The sequence below is a fragment of the Pseudomonas paraversuta genome, from assembly GCF_904063065.1.
GTDB classification, from domain to species: domain Bacteria; phylum Pseudomonadota; class Gammaproteobacteria; order Pseudomonadales; family Pseudomonadaceae; genus Aquipseudomonas; species Aquipseudomonas paraversuta.
The window spans coordinates 306696-324205 of the sequence record NZ_CAJFCL010000006.1 but is presented as its reverse complement, the minus strand read 5'-3'; the positions used below and the strand labels follow the sequence as shown (position 1 = coordinate 324205).

The window sequence follows — 17510 nt, the reverse complement described above, 5'->3', positions numbered from 1 at the left end:
TGGTCAGGCTTGCTGCAGGTACTCGACAGAGCCCTGGGCAACGGTGCTGTGGTGCTTGATGAAAGCGTCACTCAGTTCAATCACGCGGCGGTATTGCAGGTCGACGGTGATCATGTGGTAACAGTTATCGAGCAGCACTTTGGTCACCGGGCCGCCCAGATGGCGCTCTACGTAATCGGCATTCCAGCGGCTGGTGATGTCGTCTTCGATGGAGTGCAGTACCAGTGCCGGGGTGGTGATCGACGGCATGCGTTTTTTCACCACGGCGTTCATCCGGTGCAGCTCGCGCACGGTGATGCCTTCCATTGTCAGTAACCCGGCATTGCTGCTTTCACCGGCTTTCATCTGTCGTTCAACGATCGCTCGCAGGCGCTCGTTCTTGATCCCGTAGGGCGGTTTCTCCTCGAAACTGCACAGGTGCACGCCGAACGGAATGGCCATCAGCAAGGGTGTCAGGAACGCCAGTTTATGAATGCTCCAGCCGTCGTAGCGCAAGGTGGTGGAGTACATCAACAGGCCCGCCACTTGCCCCGGGTGTTCGGAGGCCAGGTACATCGACATCACTGCACCCATCGACAGACCGCCGACGAAAACCCGGGCATGGCGCTGGCGGACATCGACGAAGGTTTTACGCACCCCTTCGTACCAGTCTTGCCAGCCGGTGGCCTGCAGGTCGCTGTTGTCACCGCAGTGGCCGGCCAGGGTGGGTACGTACACTGTGCATGTTCCGTCCTTGGCCAGCCCCTGGGCCACCCGCCGCAACTCCGTCGGGGTGCCGGTGAGGCCGTGGATCAACAGGATCCCGACCTCACCCGTGCCGAGAACGAAACCGGCGTCGCCTTCGCCCAGGTCGATCTCTGACCGCTTCACCGCTTCATGGCCCGATGCAACAGGCGATCGAGCAGGGCGATGCCAAGGTCGATTTCGGCGTAGCTGATTTCCAGCGATGGAGCCAGGGTGATGACGTTTTTGTAGTAGCCGCCGACGTCCAGAATCAGACCCAGACGCTTGCCGTCGATTTCGATATCGCCCTTCATGCCTTCTTCAACCATGTAGTCCAGGGTTGCCTTGTCCGGGGTAAAGCCGTCTGGCCCGCAGATTTCGCAGCGCAGGGCCAGGCCCAGGCCGTCGACATCGCCGATGATCGGGTAGCGTTTTTGCAGGTCCTGCAGGCCTGCCAGAAAGTATTTGCCTTTCTCCATGACCATCGCGCCGTAGTCGATTTCGCTGGTCATTTTGAACATTTCCAGACCCACCGCAGTGCCTAGCGGGTTGGAGGCGAAGGTGGAGTGGGTCGAGCCTGGCGGGAAGATTTTCGGGTTGATCAGCTCTTCACGGGCCCAGATGCCGCCCAGCGGGTTGAGGCCGTTGGTCAGCGCCTTGCCGAACACGATCACGTCGGGTTTGACGTCGAAGTGCTCGATCGACCATAGCTTGCCGGTGCGCCAGAAGCCCATCTGGATTTCATCGACCACCATCAAAATGCCGTGTTGATCCAGAACCAGCTTGAGTTCGCTGTAGAAGTTCATGGGGGGAATTACATAGCCGCCGGTGCCCTGGATCGGCTCGACGTAAAACGCGGCATATTCGCTCTGGCCGACTTTAGGGTCCCATACACCGTTGTATTCAGTTTCAAACAAACGGGCGAATTGCTGTACGCAGTGGCTGCCATATTCTTCTTTGGTCATGCCTTTTGGGCCGCGGAAGTGATAAGGAAACGGGATGAAATTGGCGCGCTCACCGAAGTGGCCATAGCGACGGCGGTAGCGGTAGCTGGAGGTGATCGACGAAGCACCTAGCGTACGACCGTGGTAGCCGCCTTCGAAGGCAAACATCAGGCTTTTGCCGTTGGTGGCGTTACGGACCACTTTCAACGAGTCTTCGATGGACTGTGAACCGCCAACGTTGAAGTGCACGCGTCCGTCGAGACCGAACTTGTTTTTGGCGTCGACCGCGATGCGCTCCGACAACTCGATCTTGCCTTTGTGCAGGTATTGGCTGGCAATCTGCGGCAGGGTATCGATCTGTTGTTTCAGGGCGTTGTTCAAGCGCGGATTGGAGTAACCGAAGTTAACCGCCGAGTACCACATTTGCAGATCGAGATAAGCCTGGTCACTGGTGTCCCATACATAAGAGCCTTCGCAGCGGCTGAAAATGCGCGGTGGTTCGATGTAGTGGACAGTGTCGCCGTACGAGCAGTACTTGGCTTCTTTTTCCAGAAGAATCTGGTCTTCAGGTGAGGCGATCCGGATATCAGACATGATTGAAAAGCTCCTGTTGTTCACGAGAATAGTGGGGGGCGTTGGCGGCGTTGCTTGGCAATTTGGCCAGCAGGGCCGCAAGTTCAGCGAATGTGTCGAAGCGTGCGTACGGGATGCCGTTGCGCTCGCAGTGTTCAGCCAGACTGTCTTTGGCGAATACGAAGTCGGCGCTTGCGGCCACACACATGTCGGAGCGCCCGTCGCCAATCACCAGCACGCGTTTGCCGCCAGGCGTGGATTTGCATTTGCAGTTGCCTGAAGCCGCATGGCAGGCGTCGCTGGCATGGGGGAAGTCGATGCGCCAACGGTTGTGGTCGACCTGGCGCAGGCGGTTGGCGAGGATCGGTAACAGGCTCACATAGTTGCGGGCCAGGATGCGCGCGATGCCCTGTTCGATGCCGTCACTGACCACTTCGATAGAAGCACCGAGGCCGATGACGTGATCAACGAAATCCGGAAAGTCCGGGTCAATCTCAACGGTATCGAAATAGGCCAGCAGTTCGGCTGGGGAGGCTTTAACCAGCGACAGCTGGCGGCTGAGGCATTCACGCGAACCAATCTCACCTTGCACCCATTGTTCTTCGATCGCTTCCCAGCTGGGGTCGGCGAAACGTTGAAGAATGTTGTCGATGACGTCGGTGCGGGTGATGGTTCCGTCGAAATCACACACGATATGCCATTGCATCATCTGCATTGTCCTGTTGTGGAGACGCGCACTTTGCGCATGTACAGGACAGAGCACGGACTGTGCCAAGTTGCCAAAGCCCCGTGGGCCGGGGCTTTGGCCGTTGCCCGCGGTGAGAATCCCCGAGCAGGCTACAATTTTTGTAGCTTGCTACAAACAACATCAGTGCTTGCGTCGAATTCTCAAAAAAGCGACTTATGCGCGCATGAATTCATATGGAACCTCTGTCATGAAAACCTGCGCTCCTGTTTTTTTGCTGCTCTCATTGTTGGGTGTCGGGGTCGTGGCGCGTGCTGCCGACGGCCCCAGTGGCGAAGTGGGGGTCGGGATTGGCTATCAGCCTTACGACCCCAGTGGCAGCCGCTATCAGACAGTACCGCTGCCGTATTTCGATGTGGACTGGGGCGATGTCAGTCTGGATACCGACAATGGCCTGACCTGGAGCAGCTTCAAAGCTGATGGCTGGAGCGCCGGGCCATTTATCAATTACTTGTCGGGGCGTAACGCCAACGGTTCGCTGCGCGGGCTGCGGGATGTTTCGGACATGGCGCAGCTGGGCGGCTTCGTGCAATACAGTCCGGCCGAGTTCTGGCGCGTGTATGCGCAACTGGGCCAGGCGGTGGGCGGTGCCGGCGGGCAGGGAGGGTTATTGGGGCAAGTGGGCGGTGAGCTGGGTTATCCGCTGGGCCTGGGAATTATCGGCAGCAGCCAGTTGGCGGTGAACTTTGCCGATGCCCGGCAAATGTCGACTTTCTTTGGTGTCAGCGCCAGTGAAGCCCGGGCTTCGGGTTTTTCTGCGTACAAGGCCGGCGGTGGTTTCCAGAACGTGACATTGACCCAGAACTTCGAGTTTGCGCTGACACAACATTGGTCACTGGTGGCCAGTGCCAGCTGGGTTCGTCTGGTGGGTACAGCGGCAGACAGCAGCATCGTCAAGGATGTGGGCGACGTGAATCAGGGCACAGTGCAGACCGCGATCAGCTATAAATTCTAGAGTGCGGGCTGACTCTGCGGGAGCTGGATAGCCGGCTCCCGCAGTTGCTCATCAGTCGATCTGTCAGTGCTCCGGCTCGCCGTCAGCCAGCAAGGCAATCCCGCCAATGATCACCGCCACGCCCGCCCAGTGCAGCGCGCTGATGTGCTCACCCAGGCCCAGCCACGACCCCAGCAGCACCCCCACGAATACCAGCGAACTCAGCGGAAACGCCAACGACAGACTGCTGCGGCGCAATATCAGCATCCACACGAAAAATGCGCCGATATAGCAGGCAATGGCTGCCCATACCCCGGGGTTGAGCAGCATGTCGTGCAGCCATTGCAGGGTGAAATCCGTATTGCCCAACTGGTCGCCGCCGACTTTGGTCGCTATTTGCCCTGCGCTTTCCAGGATGATCAGCAATGCCCACAGTACAACCGTACCCAGCCGCCCATGCAGCCATCCACTTTGTGGCAGATTCATCGGTTCAGAGTTTTGCATGATTAATCTCCTAAGCTCCGGCGATGCTGACCAGCAACACGCCGAGGGTAATCACCAGAGTGCCCATCCAGCGGCGACGGCTGACGTGTTCACCAAGAAACACCTTGCCGGCGAAGACCACGCCGCAATAGGCCAGCGCTGCGGCCGGAAACAACAAACTCAGCGGCGCCCGGGACAAGGCTTCAAGCCAGATGAAAAATTCGATCACGTAGGCAGCGATACCCGCCCACAGCATGGGAGCCTGGAACACCTGGCCCCAGAACGCATTGAGGCGAAAGCCGCCTTCGAGTTCGGGTAACCGGTCGAGGCCGATTTTGAAACACAGTTGGCCGATCACATCGAGAACGATGGAAAACGCCACTAGCGCAATAACAGTCAAAGTCACGGAAACAGCTCCTCAAACAACGAAATAAGGGCTTTGTTGGTGGTTGAGTTGCGTAACAAATCGCTTTCGCTCCAGCGTTCTGGTGGCGGCTGATCGGACTTGGCCTCCCAGCGTTTGAGCAGGTTGCTGTGTGGCGCCCTGGCGAAGTCGCCGCAGACGTCGATCCCCAGTACGCGCTTGCTGGTGGCCAGCGCGCGTATGGCGTGGAGCAGGTGGGTAAGACGCATGCCGCCCTGATCCCAGTTGGTGGCGGCGTCTTCGCTGGCCAGCACGTCTTTGTCGATGCTGATCCACACCCCTGTGGTGGGCAGGTTCTTGATTAGTTTGTCGATAAAGGTGGGCCAGTCCTGATCGGCCAGGTTGCGCCAGTACAGGAGATTTTCGTGTTGCTCATGGCCTGCGCCATCGCCGATGCGGCCCCAGACTTTGGTGGGCGCATGGCGCCATGGAAAGAGTTGTAGAGCCCCGCTGCGCAAGGCCCCCAGGTTGGCGCCTTTGAACTGCGGGCTTTTCAGGTCATCGCTGCAGGGGCCAAGGGTGACGATACGCTTGATATTGTGCAGTCTGAGTGCCCGGTTGATCCATGAACCGCAATGCCGGCGGGGAGCAAAGCGCACCCAGTCGGGGTGGTTGTCGAAATGGATCAGGGTGACAGGCTCGCGCAGGTCTGCCAGCAGGGCCGGGGTCAGGTGATGATAATCACCGGAGCCGACGAAGAATATTTCAGGCCTGTGGGCCGCCCGGCTGGGACGTTCCTGCAGTAATTTGGCGAAGCGCTGGTAATTGCGTTCGGTGGACCACAGGCGCAATTTCGGTCCCAGGGCCAGTAAATCCATACGGATCGCGCGACCATCGGCCAGCCGCAGCGCAATGGGCGCCTGGTGGGTCAGGCTGTGATCCAGATCGAGAATGTTCATGTGCTATGTACCCCCGTTTATTCACCGCCGGGTCAGACCAGGCGGGCGTCAGAGGGTAAATGCAAGGGGCGGGCCAGAATTTCGGCGGGTGTGGATCTCTGCTGGAACGAGACAGCTTGCGATCCAGGCCCCCGGGTATTTCAAGTGCAGCGCGACTTTGCTACCGCCAGCAAGCTCGCTCCTGGCGATCAGTGCAAGCGCACCCAGACACTGACCAGTACGGTTGCGGCGATCAGCCAGGCCACGGCGGCCAGTGCCAAAGAGGCTTCTAGACGCATGCGATCCACCAGTACGTAGAGTGCTGCGAGGTAGACGAAGTAGGGAATGATCGACCACATGCCGAAGACGATGGTGGTTTTCAGGTCGTCCAGTGAGCGCCCTTTGCCGACGATGTAGTGGGCAATCAGGGCAAAAGTCGGGAACAGCGGGACCAGACCTGCGATGTAGTAGTTTTTGGTTTTTGCCAGCATCGCCAGGATGATTACCACTGCGGCGCCCAGTGCAGCTTTCAGAATTAAATCCATCAGTGAGCCAGCCCGTATTTTTTGACCTTGTCGAAGAGTGTGGTTTTGGCCATGCCCAACTCCTGGCTGGCCTGGGTCAGGTTGCCGCCACTGCGTTGTAGTGCATCGCTGAGCAGATTGCGCTCGAACGCCTCCACCGCTTCCGAAAAGCCCAGGCCCTGGGCGACGTTGCTGCCCGATTTCTTGAAGGCCGGCAGGCCCAAAGCAAAACGCTCAGCCACGTTGCGCAGCTCTCGCACGTTGCCCGGCCAGTCATGGCTCATCAGGTTGGACAGGGTCTGGTTATCCAGTTCAGGCGCCGTGCGGTCGAAACGCAGGGACGATTGCTGCAGGAAGTACTCGAACAGTTGCAGGATGTCTTCGCGGCGCTCGCGCAGAGGCGGCAGCTCGAGTGTCACCACATTCAACCGGTAATAGAGGTCGCTGCGAAACTGGCTGACTTTGCTCAGCTGATCGAGGTCGGACTTGGTGGCGGCAATCACCCGGCAATCGACATCGATGCTCTGGTTGGAGCCCAGGCGCTCCAGTGAGCGCTCCTGCAGCACCCGCAGCAGTTTGATCTGCAGGTTGAGCGGCATGCTTTCTACTTCGTCGAGAAACAGGGTGCCGCCGTCGGCATGTTCGATCTTGCCGATCCGACGCTTGCCGGCACCGGTAAAGGCATTGGCTTCGTGACCGAATATCTCGCTTTCGAACAGGTTTTCCGGCAGCCCGCCGCAGTTGAGCGCGACGAATTGCCGGGGCTGGCGACGGCTGAAGTCGTGCAGGCAGCGGGCGACCAGTTCCTTGCCGGTACCGGTTTCGCCCTCAATCAGCACGTTGGCCGAGGTATCGGCGACGTTGGCGATCAATTCGCGTAATTGCTGCATGGCGGGCGAGCGGCCGATGATCCGGCCCTCAAGGGAATCACGCTCGGCCAGCTGCCGGCGCAGTGACCACACTTCCCGGGCCAGGCCGCGTTGCTCAAGAGCCCGGCGTGCGATGTCGACCAGGCGTTCAGGAGAAAAAGGTTTCTCCATGAAGTCATAGGCGCCATCGCGCATGGCGCCCACGGCCATGGAAATATCGCCATGCCCGGTAATCAGTACCACCGGCAGGCTGCGATCACGGGCCTTGAGCCGTTTCAGCAGCTCCAGACCATCGATCCCGGGCAGGCGGATGTCACTGATGACAATGCCGGGGAAGTTGTCCCCGACCATTGCCAGGGCTTGTTCAGCACTGCTCACGCCTTCGCTGCGAATATCTTCGAGCGCGAGCGCCTGCTGGCATCCGAGCAGGACATGGGGGTCGTCTTCGACAATCAGGACGGTCAGCTCGTTATTCATATCGGCTCGGCCTTAGCGGGTTGCAACAGCGGTAATAAGAGGACAAACGCAGCACCACCGGTGGCCGGGAACTCGACGCTGAGGCTGCCGCCGGCAGCGGCGGCCAGGCTGGCCGACAGGGTCAGGCCCAGGCCCAGACCCTGCTCGCCGGGTTTGGTGGTGAAGAAGGGTTCAAACAGGTGTTTTCGGCTTTCAGGGTCGATGCCGGGACCGTTGTCACGTACTCGCAGGCGGTACTTGCCGTCGCCGGGCTCGCCTTCCAGCCACAGCTTTTTGGGGGCTGCCTGGTCCTGCATGGCGTCCAGAGCGTTGCCAATCAGGTTGACGAGGATCTGTTCCAGCCGGGTCTGGTCGATCTTGAGCTGGACATCGCTGAAATCGCGCTGCAGTTCAACTCCGGCTGCTTCCAGGCGAAGCGCGAGCAGTTGCAGGGTCGCCTCCACTGCCTTGCCCAGGCTGGCCTGGCCCTGGTCATCGCCGCGTCGGGCAAAGGAGCGCAGGTTGGCAGTGATGCGGCCCATGCGGTCCACCAGATTGTTGATGGTGTTGAGATTGTCCGCCGCTACCTTCAGATCGCCGCGCTGGAGAAACCTTATGGTGTTGCCCGACAGTGTGCGCAAGGCGGCCAATGGCTGATTCAGTTCATGGGCAATGCTGGTGGACATTTGACCGATGGCGGCCAGTTTGCCGGCCTGGACCAGTTCGTCCTGGGCCCGGCGCAGGGTGTCTTCGGCCTGACGGCGCTCGCGAATCTGGCCCTTGAGCCGTTCGTTGCTGGCACGCAGGTGGGCGGTGCGCTCCGTGATTTTGCGTTCGAGCTGGTTATTGGCTTCTTGCAGGGCTTCGCGGGCCGCAAGCCTGGTTGCTATCACTTTGCGCCGCTCATTCCAGGCAATCAGCAAGAAGGCCAGCAGGGCAAAGGCCACGGCCACCAGCATGCCCTGATTGGCAGCTTCGCGGCGCAAGTCTTGTAATGGGGTGAGCAGGGTTATTTCCCAGGGCGTGTCGTTGAGCTTGCGGGTCTGGGCCAGATAGCTGACTTCCTTTTCATCCTTGGCCAGTCCGCTACTGGCGGCAAAGGTGACGGTTTCTACGCCTTCGGCCAGATGCTCACGTTCCACAGGTTGCAGCTCATTAAGCGGCCACCAGTAATACTGCAGGCTGCGCGCCAGTTGCTCTTTGGTGTCGGCGGTCAGGGGGCGGACCGATTTCAGGCGGCGGGTCGGATCACTCGACAGAATGATGATGCCGTTTTCATCGCTTACATAGGCTTCGAGCCGGGCGCGTTGCCAGCGCTCCTCAAGGGCTTCGAGGCGGACTTTGATCACCGCAACGCCAATGATTTTGCCTTGTTCTTCCAGACCGTGGGCCAGGTAGTAGCCCGGCTCGCCGGAGGTGCTGCCAATGCCGTAAAAACGTCCCGGCTGACCGCGCACTGCGTCTTGAAAGTAGGCCCGGAAAGACAGGTCTTCGCCCAGGTAGCTGTCGGCGTCGCGCCAGTTACTGGTGGCCATTACCCGGCCCGTGGTGTCCAGTACATAAATGGCACGGCTGCGGCTGCGGCGGTTCAGGCCTTCGAGGTATTGATTGACGGTAACCCGGTTCTGCGCGGTCGGATCTGCCAGCAAATGCGAAACACTGGACTCCAGCTCCAGCAGGCTGGGCAGGTAGGTGTATTTGCCGAGCTCACTCTCGACAGTGCGTGCATGGAGTTCAAGTTGACGCTCACCGTTCTCGCTGAGGCTGCGGATGCCAAAGTGTTCGCTGACGCGATAGCCCGCGTAGCCCAGCCCGATGGTTAGCAGCAGGATGAGCGGGGGTAACAGCAAATGGCGGAGCAGACGAGGTTTCACGGCAAGTGAGGGCGGGGCACCGCGATAAATAGTGGGGTCGCATTTCATCACAGATGCCTTGGGTCAACCACTGCGCAAGAGCAGCCGATTAACAGAAATCTCCTGTAGCAGCGAGCTTGCCTCGCGATCTTTTGGAAGATCGCGAGACCAGCCCGCTCCTGCAAGGAATGGTGCTGCTTAGTGCTGCAGGATTTTGGCGAGGAAGTGTTGCGCACGCTCGGAACGGGCCGTTACATCACCGAAGAACTCTTCTTTCTCACAGTCTTCGACGATTTTGCCCTGGTCCATGAAGATCACCCGGTTGGCGACCTTGCGTGCAAAGCCCATTTCATGGGTGACGCACATCATGGTCATGCCTTCGTGGGCCAGTTGCACCATCACGTCCAGTACTTCGTTAACCATTTCCGGGTCGAGGGCCGAGGTCGGTTCGTCAAACAGCATGACGATCGGGTCCATGGCCAGTGCGCGGGCAATGGCTACGCGCTGTTGCTGGCCGCCGGAGAGTTGTCCCGGGTGCTTGTGGGCATGTGCCGAGAGGCCAACGCGTTCCAGCAGTTCGAGGCCCTTTTTGGTGGCTTCTTCCTTGCTGCGCCCCAATACCTTGATCTGCGCGATCGTCAGGTTTTCGGTGATGGTCATGTGCGGGAACAGTTCGAAATGCTGGAACACCATGCCCACCCGCGAGCGCAGTTTTGGCAGATCGGTCTTCGGGTCGGCAATCGAAGTGCCATCGACCACGATGTCGCCTTTCTGGAACGGTTCCAGGGCGTTGACACACTTGATCAGGGTCGATTTACCGGAGCCGGACGGGCCGCAGACTACAACCACTTCGCCTTTTTTGACTTCAGTACTGCAGTCGGTCAGTACCTGGAAGTCCCCGTACCACTTGTTGATGTTCTTGATCGAGATCATACGGCAAACCTTTTTTGCAGACGCTTGACCAGCAGCGAGGCGGAAAAGCTGATGATGAAATACACCAGACCGGCGAAGATCAGGAACTCATTGGAGCGGCCGATGATGTCGCCACTGGAGCGCGAGGCATTGAGGAAGTCCACAAGGCCAACCGTGTAAACCAGCGAGGTGTCCTGGAACAAAATGATGCTCTGTTGCAACAGCAGCGGGGTCATTTTGCGAAAGGCCTGGGGCAGGATGATCAGGCGCATGGCCTGGCCGTAACTCATGCCCAGCGCTTTGGCTGCGCCCATCTGGCCTTTGGGAATGGCCTGTACGCCGGCCCGCACGATTTCGCAGAAGTAGGCGGCTTCGAACATGACGAATGCCACCATGCATGATTCGAATGCACCGATCGGGGTGTCTTTGCCGGTGATCCAGCGCAGTACGAACGGGACCGCCAGGTAGAACCAGGTAATGACCAGCAGTAGCGGGATGGAGCGGAAGTAGTTCACGTAAGCGCCGGCCAGGTTGGCCAGCCACTTGCTGGACGACAAACGCATCAACGCCAGCACGGTGCCCAGTGCAATACCGCCGATAACGCCCAGGACCATGAGTTTCAAGGTCATGAGCATGCCGTTCCACAGGCCCGGCAGGGCAGGAACAATCCCGCTGAAATCGAAGAAGTCCATTATTTGCCCCCCAATGACATCAGGCCGGGCACCGCGACTTTCTTCTCGATCAGGCGCATCAGCAACATCAGGCTCATGTTCAGGGTGAAGTAAATCAGCGTGGCCAGGGTGAAGGCTTCAAACAGGTTGGCGGAAAACTCTGCCGTCTGTTTGGTTTGCGCCAGCAACTCCATCAAACCGATCAGCGATGCCACAGACGAGTTCTTGAACACGTTCAGGAATTCGGAGGTGAGCGGTGGAATGATGATTCGGTAGGCTTGTGGCAGCAGCACGTTCCAGTAGATCTGCGACAGGCTGAAGCCCATGGCGCGCGCGGCGGCTTCTTGCCCGTGGGGCAGGGCCTGAATACCGGTACGTACCTGTTCGCAGACACGGGCGGCGGTGAACAGACCCAGACACACGACAACGCTCAGGTAGGCCGAGGTGGTCGGGTTGAGGTCTTGCTTGTACCAGTCCTGCAGGTTCTGCGGCAGCAGGTCGGGTACCAGGAAGTACCAGATAAACAGTTGAACCAGCAGTGGTACGTTGCGGAAGATTTCCACGTACACCCCGGCGATGCCGGCTACCAGGCGGTTTGGCATGGTGCGCATGACGCCCAGCATCGAACCCAGTATCAGTGCAACAATCCAGGCGACAACAGCGATCGCAATGGTCCAGCCCAGACCGGAGATAAACCAGTCGAGATATGTCTCGCTGCCTATGCCGGTGGACTTGAAGAACACGCTCCAGTCCCAGTTGTAATTCATGCAGGGTCTCCCCTCAGATGGGTCTATAAAAAAGCACTTGCTTCAGGGAATCCGTTCTCACCCGACAGGGTCCGTCAGGCACACCGAGCCCGCTCGATCATCAGGGGTTCGAGTGTTCTCTAATGCAGTAAGAAGCAGTACAGCCGGTGAACAAGACTGGTGAGCGCGTTCAATCGCGCTCACCAGTCGCCTCAGCCAGGGATCAGGCCGCTGGTTTTTCTTCAGGTGCCGGCTTGTCGTTTGGGTTGGCGATCAGCTCTTTGAGCTCTTTGCTCATCGGGAAGTCGAGGTTCAGACCTTTTGGCGGGATAGGGGACTGGAACCATTTGGCGTAGGATTTATTGACGTCGCCAGACTTGTAGTAAGTGATGATGGCGTCATCCACGGCTTTCTTGAAGTCAGGATCACCTTTACGCAGCATGCAGCCATAAATTTCGTACGACTGTGGCGTGCCGGTCACGGCCCAGTCTGTTGGCTTCTTGGCCTTGGCCATTTCACCGGCCAGCAGTGCGTCATCCATCATGAAGGCTACAGCGCGGCCCGACTCAAGCATGTTGAAGGCTTCGCCGTGGTCTTTTGCCGAGATCACGTTCATGCCCATCTGCTTGTCGGCGTTCATCGCCTTGAGGATACGCTCCGAAGTCGTGCCCGCGGTGGTGACCACGTTTTTGCCTTTCAGGTCAGCGAAGTCCTTGTAAGGCGAGTCCTTTTTGGACAGCAGACGAGTACCGATTTCGAAGATGCCGACCGAAAAGTCTACTTGCTGGGCGCGTTCCGCGTTGTTGGTGGTGGAACCACACTCAACGTCAACGGTGCCGTTCTGCACCAGCGGGATGCGGGTCTGGGAAGTGACCAGGTTGTACTTGACCTTGAGGTCGGGCATGTCGAGTTGCTTTTTCAGCCCTTCGACGATTGCCAGTTGCACATCGTGGGAGTAGCCAACCGGCTTGCCGGAGCCATCAGCGATGTAAGAGAACGGGATGGAGGAGTCACGATGCCCGAGGGTGATGGTGCCGGATTCTTTGATTTTCTTCAGTGTGCCGGTCAATTCGGCTGCAAAAACTGGAGTGCTAATCAGAGCTGCAGCAATAGCTGCGCTCAAAAGTTGCGGAACGATGCGCATCGATGTTTCCTCGACATTGTTTTTTTTATTGAGCCCGTTTGCGGACCCTTTTTGTACTAGGAATAGCCCAACAGGCTTGAGCACTGTTTAAGCATTCGGCTCAGAGTGTAGAGCATGAGTCGTGCCAAACGCGTGAATAATGCTCATCTATATGATTTGTAAGGGTTTTTTAATATTTCAAGAATGGCTGTCGATAGGGAATGCCCGGAAAGCCGAATCAATGTGGGGCTTGCCGTTCGGAAAACCGAATGAAACCGGGCTACAGCAGCGAGCCTGTTCGCGATGAAGGCAATCCGGTTGTCAGAAAACCGGGGAGGGTACCTTCGCGAGCAGGCTCGTTCATGCCGCGCGTCATGCCATCAAGCGGCTGCTACCTTGCGATGCTTCAAGTCCAGTGTGGCCATGTATTGCGCCAGGTGTTCCTGCTCTTGGGCCGTGGTGAACAAGCCGAGCTTGGTCCGGCGCCACAGGATGTCCTGTGCATCCAGTGCCCATTCCTGTGTGCACAGGTAGTCGACTTCACGACTGTAGAGACCGCTGCCGATATGCTCACCCATATCGTCCAGCCCTTGCGCACCGTCCAGCAGGTTCCATGAGCGGCTGCCATAGGTGATTGCCCAGCGCTTGGCAATGGCAGCATCCAGCCAGTTGTATTTGCTGGTCAGGGCAGCGCTCAGGGCTTGCGGGGTAGTCATGTTTTCGCCACCCGGCAGGGTGGCCTTGGCGGTCCAGCTTGGCTTGATCTGAGTAAAGTACGGCGTCAGTTGGGCCATGGCCGATTCAGCCAGCTTGCGGTAAGTGGTCAGCTTGCCACCAAACACCGACAGCAAAGGTGCTTCGCCCGGCACGCCGGACAGTGCCAGGGTGTAGTCACGGGTGACCGCCGACGGGTTGTCCGACTCGTCATTGCACAGCGGGCGTACGCCGGAGTAAGTGCGCAGAATGTCGGCACGGCTCACTTGCTGTTTGAAGTGGGCGTTGACCACGTTCAGCAAATAGTCGGTTTCCTGTTCGGTGATGCTGACTTTGGCCGGGTCGCCGGTGTATTCGCGGTCAGTAGTACCGATGATGGTGAACTGGTCCATGTACGGAATGGTGAACACTATCCGTTGGTCTTCGTTCTGCAGGATGAAGGCGTTGGGTGCGTCATACAGCTTCGGAACGATCAGGTGGCTGCCCTGAATCAGGCGAATGCCGTATGGCGAGTCCAGCTTGAGATCGTCTTTGATGAACTTGGCCACCCAGGGCCCGGCAGCGTTGACCAAAGCCTTGGCGCGAATCGAAAACAGGCTGCCGTCAGCGCGCTCAAGATTCAGCTCCCACAAGCCTTTGCTGCGACGAGCTCCGACGCAGCGGGTCTGGGTATGTACATGCGCACCTTTTTCCCGCGCAGCCATGGCGTTGAGTACTACAAGGCGTGCGTCATCCACCCAGCAGTCCGAGTATTCGAAGCCTTTGGTGATTTCTGCTTTTAACGGGCTGTCGGTACCGAACTTGAGGCTGGTAGAACCGGCGAGCTTTTCACGCTTGCCCAGGTGGTCATACAGGAACAGGCCGGCACGGATCATCCATGCCGGGCGCAAGTGCGGGCGATGGGGCAAGACAAAGCGCATGGGTTTGACGATATGCGGGGCTTTTGCCAGCAACACTTCGCGCTCGGCCAGGGCTTCGCGCACCAAGCGGAACTCGTAATGCTCCAGGTAGCGCAGGCCACCATGAATCAGCTTGCTGCTGGCGGACGAGGTGTGACTGGCCAGATCGTCTTTTTCGCAAAGGAACACAGACAAGCCTCGACCGGCAGCGTCTGCCGCGATCCCTACCCCATTGATTCCACCGCCAATGACGGCGACATCGTAAACCTCGGCGAGGGGAGTGGCAGGCAAGGTGGTCAGGGACATATGTAGGCCTCGCGTTCTTTACGCATATTTGAATTCGAACATTAATGTTCATTTTCGAAAATGGTAGCGGATAAAGGCCGACAGAGCCAGCGCGCTTCGATTGAAAAAACTCATCGAAGGAGGGGGAAAGGAAGATTTTCGAACATTTTAGCGCGTGGGCCAGTTGCCTCGCGATTCACGCGAGGCATGCATGGGCCTGGCCGTGCTGTCATCGCGAGGCACACTCGCTCCTGCGGGAGTTTGTGCGGTGTGGTGTTAAACCACTTCCAGGCGGATTTTGTACTGGGCGAGCAGTTGCGCAAGTTCCGGGACCGGCGGCTGGTCGGTGACCAGACAATCGATCAGGCTGATAGGCCCGAGGCGGACCATCGCGTTGCGCCCGAATTTACTGGAGTCAGCGGCGAGAATGGTCTGTCGGGCATTGGCGATGATGGCCTGGGAAACACGCACTTCCTGATAATCGAAATCCAGCAGGCTGCCGTCTGAATCGATGCCGCTGATACCGACCAGTGCAAAGTCGAACTTGAACTGGTTGATAAAGTCGACGCTGGCCTGGCCCACGATGCCGCCATCGCGGCGCACGTTACCGCCGGCTATCAGGACTTCAAAATCATCCTTGGCGCTCAGGATTGAAGCGACATGCAGGTTGTTAGTGATGATTTTCAGGTGATTGTGGTTGAGCAGCGCCCGGGCAATGGATTCGGTAGTGGTACCGATATTGATGAAAATCGAGGCGTGATCGGGAATCTGGGCGGCGATGGCTTCGCCAATACGGCGTTTTTCATCGCGCATCTGGTCGGCGCGCATGGCGTAGGCGGTGTTTTCAACGCTGGAGTCATAGGCGGCGCCACCGTGATAGCGACGCAACAGGTCGGCTTCTGCCAACTGATTGATGTCGCGACGGATGGTCTGCGGTGTAACGACGAACAACTGAGCCATTTCCTCGATGCTGACATAGCCACGTTCGCGAACGAGTTCGAGGATCTGCTGTTGGCGTGGAGGCAGATTCATGGAGTTTCCTTTGGGCGGCGAAGCAAATTCGCCCATCATGCCGCAGGAAAGCGCCGCCTGCTACTCGCAGGTGCCATGAACCATAGGCGTAGCAGCGAATACCAATGGTATCCGCTGCTCGCTTATCAGAGCGTGTTTAGTTGCTTTCTTCGTGGGGTTCCCAGTCACGAGTACGGCTCACGGCCTTTTTCCAGCCCGCGTAGAGCTTCTCTTTGCAAGCATCTTCAAGTGCAGGTTCGAACTCGCGTTCAATCACCGCCTTGCCTCGCAACTCTTCCAGGCTGCTCCAGAAGCCGCAGGCCAGACCGGCCAGGTAGGCCGCGCCCAAGGCAGTGGTTTCACGCATTTGCGGACGTTCAACCATGGTGCCGAGAATGTCTGCCTGAAATTGCATCAGGAAGTTGTTGGCGACAGCGCCGCCATCTACGCGCAAGGCCTTGAGGCGTTCGCCCGAGTCTTGCTGCATGGCATCCAGTACATCGCGTGTCTGGTAGGCAATCGACTCCAGTGCGGCACGGATGATGTGATCCACGCGGACACCACGGGTCAGACCGAACAATGCGCCACGGGCATACGGATCCCAGTAAGGAGCCCCCAGACCGGTGAACGCAGGTACCAGGTACACGCCATTGCTGTCTTTGACCTTGTTGGCGAAGTATTCGGTGTCATGGGCGTCGTTGATGATTTTCAATTCATCACGCAGCCACTGCACTGTGGAGCCGCCGTTGAACACAGCGCCTTCCAGTGCGTAGGCCACTTCGCCTCGTGGGCCGCAGGCAATGGTAGTCAGCATGCCGTGAGTCGACTTGACGGCCTTGGAGCCGGTGTTCATCAACAGGAAGCAGCCAGTGCCGTAGGTGTTTTTGGCCTGGCCCGGCTCAACGCACATCTGACCGAACAGCGCGGCCTGTTGGTCTCCGGCAATACCGCCAATGGCGATGCCGCTTTTGGTACGCCCGTAGATCTCTGAAGACGATTTCACTTCAGGCAGCATTTCGCGAGGGATATCCAGCACCTCAAGCATCCTGGCATCCCAGTCCAGGGTGTGGATGTTGAAGAGCATGGTGCGCGAAGCATTGGTGTAGTCGGTGACGTGGGTTTTGCCGCCGGTAAATTTCCAGATCAGCCAGCTGTCGATGGTGCCGAACAGCAGTTCGCCATTACGTGCGCGCTCGCGGCTGCCTTCGACGTTGTCGAGGATCCACTTCAGCTTGGTGCCGGAGAAGTACGGGTCGGTCACCAGGCCGGTGGTGTCGCTGATGTATTGCTCGTGACCGTCGCGCTTGAGCTGCTCGCAGATCTCGGTGCTGCGCCGGCACTGCCAGACAATGGCGTTGTAGATCGGACGCCCGCTGATTTTGTCCCAGACAACCGTGGTTTCCCGCTGGTTAGTGATGCCGATCGCCGCAACCTGATCATGATGCAGGCCGGCTTGAGCCAGGGCTTCGACCATGACCGCGCTTTGGGTGGCAAAAATTTCCATCGGGTCATGTTCGACCCAGCCTGGCTGCGGATAGTGCTGTTGAAACTCGCGTTGCGCGGTGCAGACCACGTTTGCGTCACGATCGAAGATGATCGCTCGCGAACTGGTGGTGCCTTGGTCCAGCGCAATGATGTAGTTCTTATTCTGAATGTCGGTCATTTGATTGCCTTGCAGAATGAAGTAATGGGTTCAGGGCGCGAGAAAGTTATGGGCAGTAGTCTCGTGCGCCCCGTTTCATA

General features: G+C 58.3%; 17 protein-coding genes. 1 reads left to right on the top strand and 16 read right to left on the bottom strand.

From position 1 onward, the window contains the following. Nucleotides 1-3: 3 nt before the first annotated feature. The 3 genes from JQ845_RS14800 to JQ845_RS14790 are packed head-to-tail and all read right to left on the bottom strand — an operon-like array spanning nucleotide 4 to nucleotide 2949. On the bottom strand, nucleotides 4-870 hold the full coding sequence (locus JQ845_RS14800; protein WP_003443237.1) for an alpha/beta hydrolase: 867 nt from the start codon (nucleotides 868-870) through the stop codon (nucleotides 4-6). Continuing rightward, a complete protein-coding gene (locus JQ845_RS14795; RefSeq protein ID WP_203009181.1) occupies nucleotides 867-2261 on the bottom strand; it encodes an aspartate aminotransferase family protein in 1395 nt (464 codons plus the stop codon). The genes JQ845_RS14800 and JQ845_RS14795 overlap by 4 nt, the downstream gene beginning before the upstream one ends. Further along, a complete protein-coding gene (locus JQ845_RS14790; RefSeq protein ID WP_203009180.1) occupies nucleotides 2254-2949 on the bottom strand; it encodes an MtnX-like HAD-IB family phosphatase in 696 nt (231 codons plus the stop codon). Before JQ845_RS14790 ends, JQ845_RS14795 begins: the two co-directional genes overlap by 8 nt. 226 nt (nucleotides 2950-3175) lie before the next feature. On the opposite strand from JQ845_RS14790, the gene JQ845_RS14785 reads away from it, so the two are divergent. Beyond that, nucleotides 3176-3940 carry a MipA/OmpV family protein gene (locus JQ845_RS14785; RefSeq protein WP_161718241.1) on the top strand — a complete coding sequence of 255 codons (765 nt, stop codon included), beginning with the start codon at nucleotides 3176-3178 and terminating at the stop codon, nucleotides 3938-3940. 63 nt (nucleotides 3941-4003) lie between these two features. Here the strand turns inward: JQ845_RS14785 and JQ845_RS14780 are convergent, their stop codons facing one another. From JQ845_RS14780 to glpK, 13 genes are all read right to left on the bottom strand, one after another. Continuing rightward, complete coding sequence (locus tag JQ845_RS14780) at nucleotides 4004-4423, bottom strand: EamA family transporter (protein WP_010655655.1); 420 nt, start codon at nucleotides 4421-4423, stop codon at nucleotides 4004-4006. A 10-nt stretch (nucleotides 4424-4433) separates the two neighbouring features. Next, on the bottom strand, nucleotides 4434-4808 hold the full coding sequence (locus tag JQ845_RS14775) for a DMT family transporter (RefSeq protein ID WP_003443228.1): 375 nt from the start codon (nucleotides 4806-4808) through the stop codon (nucleotides 4434-4436). Further along, nucleotides 4805-5725, bottom strand: a complete 921-nt coding sequence (locus JQ845_RS14770) for an arginase family protein (RefSeq protein ID WP_203009179.1) — start codon at nucleotides 5723-5725, stop codon at nucleotides 4805-4807. Before JQ845_RS14770 ends, JQ845_RS14775 begins: the two co-directional genes overlap by 4 nt. A gap of 188 nt (nucleotides 5726-5913) precedes the next feature. Further along, nucleotides 5914-6240: a GlpM family protein gene (locus JQ845_RS14765; RefSeq protein WP_177412970.1), complete on the bottom strand. Its 327-nt coding sequence runs from the start codon at nucleotides 6238-6240 to the stop codon at nucleotides 5914-5916. Between the two features lie 8 nt (nucleotides 6241-6248). Further along, nucleotides 6249-7574 carry a two-component response regulator AauR gene (gene aauR / locus JQ845_RS14760; RefSeq protein ID WP_003443222.1) on the bottom strand — a complete coding sequence of 442 codons (1326 nt, stop codon included), beginning with the start codon at nucleotides 7572-7574 and terminating at the stop codon, nucleotides 6249-6251. Beyond that, a complete protein-coding gene (gene aauS / locus JQ845_RS14755) occupies nucleotides 7571-9475 on the bottom strand; it encodes a two-component sensor histidine kinase AauS (protein WP_003443220.1) in 1905 nt (634 codons plus the stop codon). The genes aauR and aauS overlap by 4 nt, the downstream gene beginning before the upstream one ends. Nucleotides 9476-9604: 129 nt before the next feature. After that, entirely contained in the window at nucleotides 9605-10339 is a 735-nt protein-coding gene (locus tag JQ845_RS14750) for an amino acid ABC transporter ATP-binding protein (protein ID WP_003443218.1), read from the bottom strand. Further along, on the bottom strand, nucleotides 10336-11010 hold the full coding sequence (locus JQ845_RS14745; protein ID WP_003443216.1) for an amino acid ABC transporter permease: 675 nt from the start codon (nucleotides 11008-11010) through the stop codon (nucleotides 10336-10338). The genes JQ845_RS14750 and JQ845_RS14745 overlap by 4 nt, the downstream gene beginning before the upstream one ends. Then, nucleotides 11010-11756, bottom strand: a complete 747-nt coding sequence (locus JQ845_RS14740) for an amino acid ABC transporter permease (protein ID WP_003443214.1) — start codon at nucleotides 11754-11756, stop codon at nucleotides 11010-11012. The genes JQ845_RS14745 and JQ845_RS14740 overlap by 1 nt, the downstream gene beginning before the upstream one ends. A gap of 202 nt (nucleotides 11757-11958) precedes the next feature. Continuing rightward, nucleotides 11959-12879: a glutamate/aspartate ABC transporter substrate-binding protein gene (locus JQ845_RS14735; RefSeq protein ID WP_003443212.1), complete on the bottom strand. Its 921-nt coding sequence runs from the start codon at nucleotides 12877-12879 to the stop codon at nucleotides 11959-11961. A gap of 359 nt (nucleotides 12880-13238) precedes the next feature. Then, the gene (gene glpD / locus JQ845_RS14730) at nucleotides 13239-14777 is read right to left on the bottom strand and encodes a glycerol-3-phosphate dehydrogenase (RefSeq protein WP_003443204.1); all 1539 of its coding nucleotides are present in this window, start codon (nucleotides 14775-14777) and stop codon (nucleotides 13239-13241) included. 255 nt (nucleotides 14778-15032) lie between these two features. After that, complete coding sequence (locus JQ845_RS14725) at nucleotides 15033-15788, bottom strand: DeoR family transcriptional regulator (protein WP_003443202.1); 756 nt, start codon at nucleotides 15786-15788, stop codon at nucleotides 15033-15035. 136 nt (nucleotides 15789-15924) lie between these two features. Continuing rightward, on the bottom strand, nucleotides 15925-17430 hold the full coding sequence (gene glpK, locus JQ845_RS14720; RefSeq protein WP_003443190.1) for a glycerol kinase GlpK: 1506 nt from the start codon (nucleotides 17428-17430) through the stop codon (nucleotides 15925-15927). Between the last annotated feature and the right edge of the window lie 80 nt (nucleotides 17431-17510).